Source organism: Metabacillus indicus, assembly GCF_046603695.1.
Classification (GTDB): domain Bacteria; phylum Bacillota; class Bacilli; order Bacillales; family Bacillaceae; genus Bacillus_P; species Bacillus_P indicus.
On the sequence record NZ_CP176757.1, the window covers coordinates 3,925,009 to 3,937,640 of the forward strand.

Genomic DNA, 12,632 nt, shown 5'->3' on the forward strand with positions numbered 1-12,632 from the left:
CTAAGCGCGTGAGTGTTGGAAAACATAATCTATCATAATGACGATATAAACTGTCATTAATCCAATAATGACACTAACCATATTCAGGTATTCCGGATACTTCATGGCAAGGAGTGCAGCGAGTCCCGCTGACGCAAGCCTTGTTGCCGTACCAAGTGACCTGACCTTCTTATTCTGCTGAACAGCCTCACCAAATTGCAGTTGTTTGCGGACCATTGACCATAAGTTAAACAAGCTGAGTGATGTTCCGAGCGCAAGCCCCAAAAAGACAGACTGATGCCCTGTGAATCCCCAGCCCAAGGCATAAAGAGACAGCAGGAGGAACATATATTTCCGGTATCTTCGGTACATCTGGTGCAAATCAAACATGAATGATTCAGTCTCCTGAAAAAAAGTGGTGGACAAGCTTGATCATGGCAGTAATTCCTGCTGCCAGGCCTATGAAAAGGCCGATGATCATAAAAAGCGGTTCAGTATGGAAATATCGGTCGAGCCATCTTCCTGAAAAGATGCCAATTAGTGTTGAACCGACTAGCTGAGACAGAATGCCTGTCATAAGGGCCATTGCCTGCATGGGATGACGCTCTTTTTTGCGCATTCGACCGCCTCGCTAATAGATTAATAAAGGGTTTATCTGGGGATAGAAACGGGTAATTGAAAGCGTTATGAAAACCTTATCATTTACCCTCGTCTAGCATACAATAGGCTCTATTTAATGTCAATTGCTTTAAAACCAAAAACTTGACAATCAAAAAAGCCTATCACAAAAAGTTCACAATTACTTAGTTTCCCAGTTTTCCCTTGGGATTTTCAAAGATAAGGTCCGTTTCAAACGTGTCTTCCCTGTCCCCTTTTCTGGCAAAAACGACTGCTTTGTAAAGCCCGTCTTCAAGACCCAGATCCTTTTGTCTGAACGTCTTTTTAACGGCCCCCTTCTGAAGATCCCTGCCCCAGTCCAGAAACGCCACAAACCTAAGTGTGTCCGGATCATAGAGTGCGATGCCCATTTCATCCGCGCCTCCCGGCAAGTACAATTCATACTGATAGACTCCTGCCGAATCTCCGAATCCGAACTCAAAGCCCATCACCCGCGGGTAATCCGGTTCATCCACTACAAACAAGTACGGAAGCTCCCTGACCGTTTCGTCGGCTTCTGCTTTAATCCATCCCTGATGCAGGCCTTTTTCCAGCTTGTTTGCATAGATATTCACTTTTACGTATACATCCTTTTTTCCGCCTGGTTCAACTGCCGTTTTCTCGGGCATGTCCCACTGCAGACCATTCTTATAGAAAGGATAGGAAAACGAATAGACGACTTCTTTGTCTGATTGATTATCCAGTGTCAGCTTTACCTTTTTCTGAGTGCTTCCCCCGCCTTTTGTAATAACCTGGCCAAACGACAGCGCCCCCGGATACATCAGTGCTTCTGTTTCAAGTGCCCTCATAACGTCTATTCGTCCGGCACCTTGTTCGATCGGCTGATAATAGTCCGCCTTTTTCCCGCTCAGAGGCTTGGATGAATTCATGAGGGCAGCCTTGATCTGCTCCGGTTTCCATTCCGGATGGGCCTGCTTGATTAGTGCGGCCGCCCCTGCCACATGAGGTGCTGACATACTTGTACCCTGGAGGCTTAAATACCCTTCTGGCACTGTGCTGTCAATCGCTACTCCAGGAGCTACAACGTCAGGCTTGATTTCCCATGTCCGGGTGACTGGGCCCCTTGAACTGAAATCAGCCATCTGATCTGATTCGTTCCGGTAAACCGTTCGGATCACCGGTTTTTCGTTCAGCTGTTTTTTCAGCCACAAGCCGTCCTCTTTTGAAATGGAGACAACCGGAATGTTTGCCGGAAGTTCAAGATTGCCCGCAAAGCTACCTTTCATATTGTTATAGATAACAACCGCTTTCGCGCCGATCTTTTCAGCAAAAAGAGCTTTTTCGGTAAAAGTGATTTTCCCGCGTTCAACAAGCACTACCTTCCCTTTCATGTCTGGAGAATACTGATGTTCCTCGCCAATTCCGGCAAATACCATCTCTTCTCCCTGGTGCAGCGTCCACTCTTTTGCACCAGCCATCTGAGTGACCGGTATTTCTCTCCTTGAGCCGCTTGCTGTGAGGTAGGGAATCCGCTGCGGAGGAGTTGAGGCGCCAACAGAAATAGCCTTGCTGGACGTCCCAGGCGAACCGACTGTCCAGACACCGGGACCGGAATTACCGGTGGATACAACCGCTGTGATGCCGTGCTCTACCGCGCGGTCAAGCGCAAGACTGGTCGGCCAGTCCGGTCCATTGACCATATTGCCGAGCGACAAATTCAGCACATCCACCTTGTCTTCAATCGCTTTTTCAATCGCTGCAATGACCTGTTCGCTTGTCCCAAAGCCTCCAGGGCCGAGTGCGCGGTATGCAATGATTTCCGCTTCAGGCGCTACCCCCTTCAGCCTGCCGTTTGCCGCAATAATCCCTGCCACATGTGTGCCATGGAGAGTTTCAGTGCCGTCAGTCGCTTTTGTCTCCATTGGATCATCATCACCGTCAATGATGTCTGTCCCGCCGGCATAGCTGCGGTATAAGTCGGGATGAGTATAATCAATGCCCGTATCAATGATGCCTACTTTTACTCCCTCTCCTGTCAGGCGGTGCTGCTTTGAATCAAAGAGCCCCCTCACATCGTCACCGCCTATGAACGGTACACTTTCTTCAAGATCCACCTGATAAGACGCGACCGGACTGGCATGGATAATATGTGGCTCCTTTTGGAGAGCCATTAAATCGTTATGGCTGCCTTCAAGCGAATAGCCGCTGAACACTTTTTCGAACGTCCGGCGGATTTTCACTCGGGGATAGTTTACTTTGATTTTTTCAGAGAAGTCCTGCGCATGAGCTTTCTCTACAATGATCATTACTGTTTCTGTGCGGCTGGGAGATACGTCCGGAATGGAAGGCACTTCCGGATAGGTTACTGCACTTGTATGTATTGGAAAAATGGAAGCCATGAGAAAAATAGAGAGAATGAATTTGCTTGTCATCACCGTCACCTCTCTTTTATCCTTCTCAAATGGGTATAAAAAAATCCCCCTTGTAAAAGGGGGATTTATTGTTCACTTAGTTCCAAACATACGGTCTCCGGCATCACCTAGGCCAGGAACGATATATCCGTGATCATTTAATTTTTCATCAAGTGCCGCGATGTAGATGTCGACATCAGGATGAGCTTCTTTCACAATTTCAACGCCTTCAGGAGCTGCAATCAAGCACATGAACTTGATGTTCTTGGCGCCGCGCTTTTTCACGCTGTTAATCGCCTCTACTGCTGAGCCGCCTGTAGCAAGCATTGGGTCGACGACGATGAACTCGCGCTCTTCTACGTCTGATGGAAGCTTCACGTAATATTCAACCGGTTTTAGCGTCTCCGGATCACGGTAAAGCCCTACATGTCCAACTTTTGCAGCCGGAATCAATTTAAGGATTCCGTCAACCATTCCAAGACCGGCACGCAGAATTGGAACAATCGCAAGCTTTTTGCCTGCAAGAACCATGGATTTTGCTACTTGTACAGGTGTTTCAACCTCTACTTCTTCAAGAGGCATGTCTCTTGTGATTTCAAACATCATCAGGCTCGCCACTTCATCAACCAGCTCGCGAAACTCTTTCGTGCCTGTTTTGACGTCGCGGATATATGTCAGTTTATGCTGTATAAGTGGATGATCAAACACGTAAACTTTGCCCATCAGCTCATCTCCTTTTCTAATGCACTTCAATAGATTTTACAGAAAAAGAAGAGCCGTTTCAAGGAGGATGGGAGATTTATTTTATGGGTTTATATGGATTGGCAACTTTCATAGAACATACACAATTTGAAAAACCATCTATGTTAACATAAAGCTATACTGGCTATACATTCACTTTTTTGGAGATGAACGATAGATGACAACCGGTTTTATCATTCTGACAATTGCAATTAGTTTGCTTAAAGTAATTATAGCAAGCCCGCCAACCTTCGTTGTTGAATGGCTGCTCGGCAAATTCGCCCTTCATTCCAAGCTCAGTGAAGAGAGCGCCACTGTAACCCTCAGTGGAAAGCGTTTAGAAGGCGAAGAAAAAACTCAATTTATCCGCATGTTTAATGAAGCAACATTTTTTGATAAATACAATGAATACAATCTGCCTGCAAGCAAAACGGGCACTCCTTTTATTATTGATGTAAATACGGGAAAAAGGGGTGTAACGCTGTCTGTGTATATTTACAGCGGCCATGCAGATGTATTCAAGCACGGGAAAAAGAAAACAGTGGCTTATAGCCTGCGGTCTGAGAGTCTGCAAGAATGTTGAATGCAGCAGCTGAAATGGCCATATTTATAACCTAGTCAAAGCTGCCGGCAACGTGTCCGGCAGCTTTTTTTTGCTTTGCAGCATTTAATTTTGAAAGCTTGAAACGGATGTTCCCGGTCCGCTTGCCGGAGTTGTGTAGACGTGGTTTGAGCCGCTTTCCCATACAACGTTTCCTGCGGCGTCTTTTTTAATAAATTTGAATTCGACTGAGCGTCCGGACGGCACACTTACGTCATAGTACCAGCTAGGATATTTGGTGATGACCTGGTTGTAGAAAGGTCCGACTGCTTTTGCGGCATCCCAGTTTCCAAGTTCGCTTACGTTTCCTACTATATAAATGGCCTGGCCGAGATTGGTGGAAGCGCCGTTTACAATAAAGCGGACGGATGACTGCTTGCCTGAAAGAACTTCAACCGGTCCGTACGTGCCGCTTGCCGCACCGCCTGATGTGACGACAGATACCTGGTAGTTTCCGGCTGATACAGCTGGAATTTTAACGGTGATTTCCGTATTGGACCATGAAACGACAGAGGCATTGACGGTTCCGAATTTCACAGTGCCTGCTGTGGACCCGAATGATTCCCCGCTGATGGTTACAGTTGTTCCAGGCGCTCCCATAACAGGTCCCACTTGTCCGATTGATGGGGCTGCTGCGCTTCCATTAAAGGAATAGACAGCTGCTTCTCCAGGCGAGAGGTCAAAAGCTGATACTGCTCCTCCGCTTCCTACTGAAATGCTGCTTCCTCCGAGGACTGCTGTGAGCTGATCAGTATACGTGCCCGCAGGAAGGGTTGATGTAAGGCCGCTGATGTTGTAAGATGCTGTTTTGCTTTTGTTGACCGCTGTTAAAACGACGTCTTTTCCGAATGTTCGTTCATAAACATAAACGTCGTTATTGATCCATTTTTCTTTTGTTTTTCCATAGCCTAACGCCTGATTGTTTTTGCGGAGAGCAGCAAGCTTGCTGATGATCTGGTAGGCTTTTGTTGTTTTGTTGAAGGATGTTTGCTTTTTACGGTTGTTTGGATCGCCGTTCCCTGTCATGTACTGCTCTGTTCCGTAGTAAATATTCGGTACACCGCGCGAGGTAAGCATCACAGCTAGGGCAAGGTCTGTATTTTTCACATCGGCCCCGTCAAAATGGAAACGGTCCATATCATGGTTATCAAGGAATGTCACCTGATCGGCGGTCTGCTCATACTTCGCTTCTGATTCTGCAATCATGGCATTAAAACCGTACCAGTTGTCAGAACCGTTGCGCAGCACCTGTCTCAGCTTCTGGCCGTAGCGGAAATCAAGCAGGGACATGCCTGTGCTGTTGGCAAAGTTATAGTAATTCTGATCAACTTCATTTTCTCCAAGGAACCATTCTCCGAAAGTAAACACCGGCTTGTGGCTGTAAATCGTCTCCATAAAGGTCTTCTGCCAGCCAAACGGCATATGTTTCACAGCATCGACGCGGATCCCGTCGATTCCCATATCAAGCCACAGTTTGACGGCATCTTTCATATACGTGTCGACAGTAGGATTCTGATGATTAAAGTCAGCGAGATCATAGAGATTCCTGTAGATTCCGTCTTCAATAGATGAAAAGTTTGTTCCGCCATTATGATGGAACAGCCCTTTTGTATCACTTGTATAGCCGCCGACAAGCGTGCCGTTGTCATAAAGCTTTCCGTTTTCCATATAGGACGGCGTATCCTCTGAAGCTGGCGATGTATGGTTCGGTGCAAAATCGATGATGACCTTTATCCCTTTCTGGTGAGCTGTGTTTATAAGTGTCTGAAACTCCTGCATCGTCCCGTAGAAAGGATTGGTCTTTTTAAAATCCCGTCCCCAGTATCCGTGATAGGAAGTTGTTCCCGCCGCATCATTCAGAACGGTATAGACATTTTCAACAGGCTGGGATATCCAAAGAGCGGTAATCCCTAGATCCGTGAAATAGCCGTCATTCAGTTTATTGATGATTCCCTGCCAGTCTCCCCCGCAGTATTTTCTGAGATTTGAACAGTCAGAGCTGAAAAGAGACCCTGTAGGATTGTTCGCCGGATTTCCGTCAACGAACCGATCCGTCATAATTTGATAGATGACATCATTTGAGTAATTGACTTTATTACTTATGGAAGCGTTTGCATAATGGTCTGTAAAAGGTCCAAAACTGCCTAACACAAGTGCTGCCGCAAAACCTAGACTTACCGCTTTTTTCAACATTTCCCCATCTCCCCTGCTAGTAATGATAAGAATACGAGATTTAACTGCCCTCCTTTTCCCAAAAATAAAACCCCGCTATTCATAATTGAATAACGGGGTTGTTGTCCGGAGACAATGCATGGCCCTCAAGTTAAGATGATCGCGCTCGCTGTTTTTATCTATCCTGATCGTAATAAGTTTTCAGAATATACACAAACTTCTATTTTCCTATTTTCTAAAAATGAAAGTTGTGTCCATTTGCCTATTCTTTTTTTGGCACAGATTTACAATTTCATGAAATTCATAGACTTCTACCTGCTTAACGTTTAAAATCATCAAAGAGTGTTTTTTAATAAGAGAGACATGAGGTGAATGGAATTTTGAATTTGTGGGAGATTTTTGTTGCAGTTGTACTTGGCATTGTTGAAGGATTAACAGAGTTTGCACCGGTATCTTCTACTGGACATATGATTATATTTGATGATCTGCTGTTTCAGTCCAAAGAATTGTATGGCCAGCAAGTTGCCAATACATTTAAAATTGTGATTCAGCTCGGATCCATTCTTGCGGTTGTCATCATTTTCAGAGAACGATTCATCAGCCTGCTCGGGCTTAAAAAAGAAACAGCAAAAGAAAAGCAGACAAAATTAAAGCTGTCTCAAGTGTTTGTCGGCCTGCTGCCTGCAGGAATCTTTGGTCTTTTGTTTGAAGACTATATTGATGAACATCTATTTTCCATTAACACGGTTTTAATCGGACTTGTCGTCGGTGCTTTCCTGATGATTGCGGCCGATTTTGTACAGAAAAAACGAACGGTTACAACTGAAACAGTGGACAAAATCACGTATAAACAGGCCCTTATGGTCGGCCTGATTCAGTGTTTATCGCTGTGGCCCGGTTTTTCCCGTTCAGGCTCTACGATTTCCGGAGGCGTCATGCTCGGAATGAACCACAGAACGGCATCAGATTTCACGTTTATTATGGCCGTGCCGATCATGGCCGGAGCAAGCGGGCTTTCCCTTTTGAAAAACTGGGAGTACTTCACCCTTGATGCCCTGCCGTTTTTCATTGCCGGGTTCATCAGTGCATTTGTTGTTGCCCTGATTTCGATTAAATTCTTCCTGGCCCTTATCAACAAAGTTAAGCTCGTGCCGTTTGCGATTTACCGTATCGTGCTTGCAGCCGTTATTTATTTCGTATTCTTGTAAGAGAAAAAGAGCAAATCCGCAGGGATTTGCTCTTTTTGTATGGAAAAATCACACGTATAAATCGAATTTAGCCGTAAGTGTTTCAACACGGTTTTTCGCTTCTTCGAGTTTCGCCTCGTCTTCATGGTTGCTGAGAGCAAGAACCATAATAGAAGCAATCTCGTCCATGTCCTCAAGACCGAAGCCTCTGCTTGTTACTGCAGCCGTTCCAATGCGCACGCCGCTTGTTACAAACGGGCTTTCAGGATCAAATGGAATCGTGTTTTTGTTCACTGTAATACCGACATCATCAAGTACTTTCTCAGCCACTTTTCCAGTCAGGCCAAGTGAGCGGACATCGATCAAAATGAGGTGGTTGTCCGTTCCGTCAGATACGAGATTCAGACCCTGGCTTTTCAGGCCTTCTGCCAGGCGGTTTGCATTCGCAATAATGTTTGATGCATACGTTTTGAACTCATCCTGCAGGACTTCTCCAAACGAAACAGCTTTTGCAGCGATCACATGCATAAGCGGACCGCCCTGAATGCCAGGGAAGATGGATTTGTCGATTTTTTTAGCATATTCTTCTTTGCAGAGAATCATACCGCCGCGCGGACCGCGAAGCGTTTTATGCGTTGTTGTTGTCACAAAATCAGCGTAAGGAACAGGGTTTTCATGAAGGCCTGCAGCCACGAGGCCTGCAATGTGGGCCATATCGACCATAAAGTAAGCGCCGACTTCATCTGCAATTTCACGGAATTTCTTGAAGTCAATGGCACGCGGATAAGCACTCGCACCTGCTACAATCAGCTTAGGCTTGTGAAGGCGTGCTTTTTCAAGGACGTCCTCGTAATTGATGCGGTGTGTTTCTTTATCAACGCCGTACTCAACGAAATTATACTGAACTCCGCTGAAGTTAACCGGGCTGCCGTGAGTTAAATGGCCGCCGTGTGAAAGGTTCATACCTAGAACAGTATCTCCATGCTCAAGAATCGTAAAGTAAACAGCCATATTCGCCTGTGCACCTGAATGAGGCTGCACGTTGACATGCTCAGCACCAAAGATTTCTTTCGCGCGGTCTCTTGCAATGTTTTCCACAACATCTACGTGCTCACAGCCGCCATAATAGCGGCGTCCCGGATAGCCTTCTGCATATTTGTTCGTTAACACAGAGCCCTGGGCTTCCATGACTGCTTCTGTTACGAAGTTTTCAGACGCGATCAGCTCAATTTTCGTGCGCTGGCGCTGCAGTTCATCCTGGATTGCTTCAAATACACTAGTATCCTGCTTGCTTAAATGTTTCATGCTAAGAATCCCCCTATCCAATTCAAACGATTTTGCTGACAGTTTCACATTTTCATTCATCTACATTGTACACGTTCAGAAAGCAGAATGTAATAGATTTATGCGTGATTTTCGTTCAATTGCGTTATTTTTGATAAAAAAGCACTAAAATAACGAATAAAACACTATTATATAATTTTATCGTTCGTATTTATCACGTACATTGTTTATTCTCTTTTTTTGAAGAAGAATAGACCGCTCTCTCTCCGCCAATCAGCTTGGGACGGGTTTTGGCCATCGTTACATGGGCATGTCCGACTTGATTTAAAGAGCTTCTCACCGGAACCGCCACATGCTTAAGGTGCATGCCGATAAAGGTATCACCTATGTCAATTCCGCCGTCTGCCTTGATAAATTCAACAACGGCAGGATTTTTAAAGACTGAATAGGCGTAAGTGGCCATCGCCCCTCCCGCTCTGCGGACAGGTGTCACCGTTACTTCATCAAGCCCGTGTTTTTCAGCCGTTTCCTGCTCCACCACAAGGGCCCGGTTTAAATGTTCACAGCACTGAAAAGCGAGATGCACGCCAGTCCGCTCTTTAAAAGCCTCAAGCTCTGAAAAGATCATCTCTGCCACTTGTTCAGTCCCTGCTGTACCAATCTTTTCGCCGATCACTTCGCTCGTGCTGCATCCGACCGCAAACACCATGCCGGGTCTGAAAGAGGACTGCTCCTCCAAGTCGGCAAGCATGGTTCCAAGCTGAACCTTCCACTCCTGAATGTCAGTCATTTTCTCTTCACCCTCAGAGCTTATTTTCAAACTCAGTGATTTTATTCACGCGGTTTTCATGCCGGCCGCCTTCAAACTCTGTTGTCAGCCAGATTTTCGCTATTTCGCGTGCAAGTCCGGGTCCGATTACGCGCTCTCCCATTGCAAGCATGTTGCTGTTGTTGTGCTCGCGCGTTGCTTTCGCACTGAACGTATCATGCACAAGCGCACAGCGGATGCCCTTCACTTTGTTGGCAGAAATACTCATGCCGATACCTGTTCCGCAAATCAGAATCCCGCGGTCAAATTCCCCGTTTGCCACTTTTTCAGCAACAGGAAGTGCATAGTCCGGATAATCAACAGACGTTTCGCACTCACAGCCGAAATCTTCATATGGAATATTCATCTCATCCATCAAGCTTTTTATTTCCTCGCGCAGTCTAAGACCGCCGTGATCAGATGCAATTGCAATTTTCATGAAAATACCCTCCACTTTGATTAGTCTTTGAGCTTATCCATTAATCGTCCAATCATCTTCTCCAGTTCTTCGCGTGTCATTCTGTACACATCAAGCGACCCGCCGAAAGGATCCATGACATCCCGGCGCGCAAGCTCATCTTCAGCCGTAAATTCTGAAAGCGTAAACGTTTTTTCAATTGCCTGCGGATACCTTTCAAAAATCAGCTCTTTATGGCTTTCTGTCATCGTCAAAATGTAGGTTGCCCATTTAATATGCTCCCCGTTCAGCAGAGACGACTGATGACTGCAGGCAATGCCCTTTTCATCGAGCGCCTGTTTGGCAAAATGCGAAGCATCGCTGCCGTCGCTTGCAAATACACCGGCAGACTTAACGGACAGCTGCCTGTCTTCTTTCATATGATTCAACAATGCTTCAGCCATCGGGCTTCTGCATGTATTTCCCGTACAAACAAAAAGGATATTCGTCATTCGTGTTCCCCCTTTTCTGTTATTATAACCTGAAAAACGCCGGGAACATAGTGACCGGGCTTCTTATCATTTTTGCATGAAAAAAATAGAAGTTATGCCGATTTTAACGCACAAAAAAAGCCCGTTTCCGGACCCTTTTCTACATTGGAAAAATAAGCTTCAGTCCAAAGCCAAGCAGGATACTGCCGCCAAGCGCTTCGCCGTATGTACCAAGCCAAGTTTGTACGCGTCTGCCAATCAGCAGGCCGGTCCACGTGAGAAGCATACTCACAACACCAAACATCAAAATGGTCAAAAGCGTTCTTGCCCCGTAAATCCCAAGCGTCAGGCCAACTGAAAAACTGTCTAAGCTGACACTCAGCGCGAAAAAAAGCAAGCCGAATCCAACTGGAGTGATCATTGATTCCTGGTCCTTTTTAAACGAGGCCAGAATCATCTGGACGCCAAGAATGATAAGCAGCGCCCCGCCTGCAAGCGAAGCAATATGGCCAAATGTTCCTGAGAGCACTTTGCCGATCCACATGCCGGCGAGCGGCATCCATATATGAAACAGGCCGATTGTCAGGCCAATATAAAAAATCTGCCGAAGCCTGAGTTTGATCATCCCCATGCCAAGTCCGACCGAAAATGCATCCATTCCAAGCGCAAATGCCATCATAAACAACGTAATCAGTTCGCCAATTAATGCTTCGAGATTCATATACAAGCCTCCCCGGACACGCCTCAATCAAACTTATGCATGTCCGGTAAGGCTTAGAACATTTCTATTTTCCGGTTTGGATCATTCGCCCTATTCCTTTATTAAACGGTGGCCTGCCGCCTTCATGAGCCTGTTCATCACTGCCTGGCCCACACCGGCTGATGAAAAACTTTCGCTGAAAATACAGTCTACATCCGTTTCATTAAATGCTCTTAGAACGTCATAAAGCTCTGAAGCGACTGTATGCATATCTGCTCTGCTTCCGCAGGAAAAGACCACATCTGCCTCATAGTTTCCTGCCGTCTCTTTTGCAGAGAGAACGCCGACTTTTTTCCCTTCGCTTTTTGCCTCGCTGATTAATCCCTGAAGGAAAGAAGGCGTGCCGTCAACAATCGTCATCGGTGCAGCGGGGGCATAGTGTGTATATTTCATTCCCGGTGATTTCGGCGCCTGTGTCTCGTCGGTCAGCGCCCGGTCAACGGTCACTTCTCCGATCAGTGCTTGGAGCTGTTCCTTAGTAACGCCGCCCGGTCTCAGGATGACAGGGATTTGCTGTGTACAGTCCAAAACGGTGGATTCCACGCCTACGCCTGTTGAACCGCCGTCTACGATTCCGGCAATTCTTCCATTTAAATCATCAAATACATGTGACGCGCGCGTCGGGCTTGGTTTTCCCGAGAGATTCGCACTCGGTGCTGCTACTGGAAGATTCGCTTCCTTTATAAGAGCAAGCGCAAGCGGATGATCCGGCATTCTCACTGCGACTGTATCAAGCCCCGCTGTTACACGGTCTGACAAACCGGCTTTTTTAGGCAATACAAATGTAATTGGCCCCGGCCAAAGAGCCTCAATCAATTTATCCACATAAACAGGCACATGCGCCGCAACTTCATGCAGCTGCTTAATGGATGCGATGTGGACAATCAGTGGATTATCACTCGGTCTGCCTTTCGCCTCATAGATTTTACCCACAGCTTCGTCCGATTTTGCGTTGGCGCCAAGGCCGTAAACGGTCTCCGTAGGAAAAGCAACAACCTCATTTTCCCTTAATTGTGCTGCTGCCTGTGCAATTTGTGGATAACTTGAAGATAAATCCTCCAAATTATCCACAATCCAAACATTTGTCTTCATTTTCCTTACTCTCCTGTCTAACATGTGAATAACTTAGTATTTCCCGCACTTTTCATTCATTCCTCATGAAAGTATAAAAGAACCCCTAAAA

At 46.2% G+C, this 12,632-nt stretch carries 13 protein-coding genes; 2 read left to right on the top strand and 11 right to left on the bottom strand.

The features are described from left to right. The 4 genes from ACK1LH_RS19960 to upp all read right to left on the bottom strand — a co-directional run bounded on the left by ACK1LH_RS19960 (position 1) and on the right by upp (position 3,731). Positions 1–369 carry an ATP synthase subunit I gene (locus ACK1LH_RS19960; protein WP_029283350.1) on the bottom strand — a complete coding sequence of 123 codons (369 nt, stop codon included), beginning with the start codon at positions 367–369 and terminating at the stop codon, positions 1–3. 7 nt (positions 370–376) lie between these two features. Further along, entirely contained in the window at positions 377–598 is a 222-nt protein-coding gene (locus tag ACK1LH_RS19965) for an AtpZ/AtpI family protein (RefSeq protein ID WP_029566597.1), read from the bottom strand. A gap of 184 nt (positions 599–782) precedes the next feature. Beyond that, positions 783–3,029, bottom strand: coding sequence for a S8 family serine peptidase (locus ACK1LH_RS19970; protein WP_411334131.1), 2,247 nt, complete (start codon positions 3,027–3,029; stop codon positions 783–785). A 72-nt stretch (positions 3,030–3,101) separates the two neighbouring features. After that, positions 3,102–3,731 (bottom strand): uracil phosphoribosyltransferase, encoded by a 630-nt coding sequence (gene upp / locus ACK1LH_RS19975; RefSeq protein ID WP_029283345.1) that lies wholly within the window; start codon positions 3,729–3,731, stop codon positions 3,102–3,104. A 196-nt stretch (positions 3,732–3,927) separates the two neighbouring features. On the opposite strand from upp, the gene ACK1LH_RS19980 reads away from it, so the two are divergent. Then, complete coding sequence (locus tag ACK1LH_RS19980) at positions 3,928–4,332, top strand: YfmQ family protein (protein ID WP_029283343.1); 405 nt, start codon at positions 3,928–3,930, stop codon at positions 4,330–4,332. 84 nt (positions 4,333–4,416) lie between these two features. Here ACK1LH_RS19980 and ACK1LH_RS19985 read toward each other — a convergent pair whose 3' ends face one another. Continuing rightward, positions 4,417–6,543, bottom strand: a complete 2,127-nt coding sequence (locus ACK1LH_RS19985; protein ID WP_411334132.1) for an alpha-amylase family glycosyl hydrolase — start codon at positions 6,541–6,543, stop codon at positions 4,417–4,419. A 365-nt stretch (positions 6,544–6,908) separates the two neighbouring features. Between ACK1LH_RS19985 and ACK1LH_RS19990 the strand changes: the two genes are divergently transcribed. Beyond that, the gene (locus ACK1LH_RS19990; protein WP_035319403.1) at positions 6,909–7,730 is read left to right on the top strand and encodes an undecaprenyl-diphosphate phosphatase; all 822 of its coding nucleotides are present in this window, start codon (positions 6,909–6,911) and stop codon (positions 7,728–7,730) included. Between the two features lie 48 nt (positions 7,731–7,778). Here the strand turns inward: ACK1LH_RS19990 and glyA are convergent, their stop codons facing one another. From glyA to ACK1LH_RS20020, 6 genes are all read right to left on the bottom strand, one after another. Then, on the bottom strand, positions 7,779–9,014 hold the full coding sequence (gene glyA / locus ACK1LH_RS19995; protein ID WP_029283339.1) for a serine hydroxymethyltransferase: 1,236 nt from the start codon (positions 9,012–9,014) through the stop codon (positions 7,779–7,781). A gap of 193 nt (positions 9,015–9,207) precedes the next feature. After that, positions 9,208–9,783, bottom strand: coding sequence for a TIGR01440 family protein (locus ACK1LH_RS20000; protein WP_411334134.1), 576 nt, complete (start codon positions 9,781–9,783; stop codon positions 9,208–9,210). A 13-nt stretch (positions 9,784–9,796) separates the two neighbouring features. Continuing rightward, positions 9,797–10,240: a ribose 5-phosphate isomerase B gene (rpiB, locus tag ACK1LH_RS20005; protein ID WP_029283335.1), complete on the bottom strand. Its 444-nt coding sequence runs from the start codon at positions 10,238–10,240 to the stop codon at positions 9,797–9,799. Positions 10,241–10,260: 20 nt separating this feature from the next. Further along, on the bottom strand, positions 10,261–10,710 hold the full coding sequence (locus ACK1LH_RS20010) for a low molecular weight protein arginine phosphatase (protein WP_029283333.1): 450 nt from the start codon (positions 10,708–10,710) through the stop codon (positions 10,261–10,263). A gap of 139 nt (positions 10,711–10,849) precedes the next feature. Beyond that, a complete protein-coding gene (locus ACK1LH_RS20015; protein WP_029283332.1) occupies positions 10,850–11,410 on the bottom strand; it encodes a manganese efflux pump MntP family protein in 561 nt (186 codons plus the stop codon). A gap of 90 nt (positions 11,411–11,500) precedes the next feature. After that, on the bottom strand, positions 11,501–12,541 hold the full coding sequence (locus ACK1LH_RS20020; RefSeq protein ID WP_411334135.1) for an L-threonylcarbamoyladenylate synthase: 1,041 nt from the start codon (positions 12,539–12,541) through the stop codon (positions 11,501–11,503). Positions 12,542–12,632 lie beyond the last annotated feature (91 nt).

Coding starts and splice junctions, on each gene's coding strand:
- ACK1LH_RS19960 (WP_029283350.1), bottom strand. CDS start 369: ATGTTTGATTTGCACCAGATGTACCGAAGATACCGGAAATATATGTTC.
- ACK1LH_RS19965 (WP_029566597.1), bottom strand. CDS start 598: ATGCGCAAAAAAGAGCGTCATCCCATGCAGGCAATGGCCCTTATGACA.
- ACK1LH_RS19970 (WP_411334131.1), bottom strand. CDS start 3,029: ATGACAAGCAAATTCATTCTCTCTATTTTTCTCATGGCTTCCATTTTT.
- upp (WP_029283345.1), bottom strand. CDS start 3,731: ATGGGCAAAGTTTACGTGTTTGATCATCCACTTATACAGCATAAACTG.
- ACK1LH_RS19980 (WP_029283343.1), top strand. CDS start 3,928: ATGACAACCGGTTTTATCATTCTGACAATTGCAATTAGTTTGCTTAAA.
- ACK1LH_RS19985 (WP_411334132.1), bottom strand. CDS start 6,543: ATGTTGAAAAAAGCGGTAAGTCTAGGTTTTGCGGCAGCACTTGTGTTA.
- glyA (WP_029283339.1), bottom strand. CDS start 9,014: ATGAAACATTTAAGCAAGCAGGATACTAGTGTATTTGAAGCAATCCAG.
- ACK1LH_RS20000 (WP_411334134.1), bottom strand. CDS start 9,783: ATGACTGACATTCAGGAGTGGAAGGTTCAGCTTGGAACCATGCTTGCC.
- rpiB (WP_029283335.1), bottom strand. CDS start 10,240: ATGAAAATTGCAATTGCATCTGATCACGGCGGTCTTAGACTGCGCGAG.
- ACK1LH_RS20010 (WP_029283333.1), bottom strand. CDS start 10,710: ATGACGAATATCCTTTTTGTTTGTACGGGAAATACATGCAGAAGCCCG.
- ACK1LH_RS20015 (WP_029283332.1), bottom strand. CDS start 11,410: ATGAATCTCGAAGCATTAATTGGCGAACTGATTACGTTGTTTATGATG.
- ACK1LH_RS20020 (WP_411334135.1), bottom strand. CDS start 12,541: ATGAAGACAAATGTTTGGATTGTGGATAATTTGGAGGATTTATCTTCA.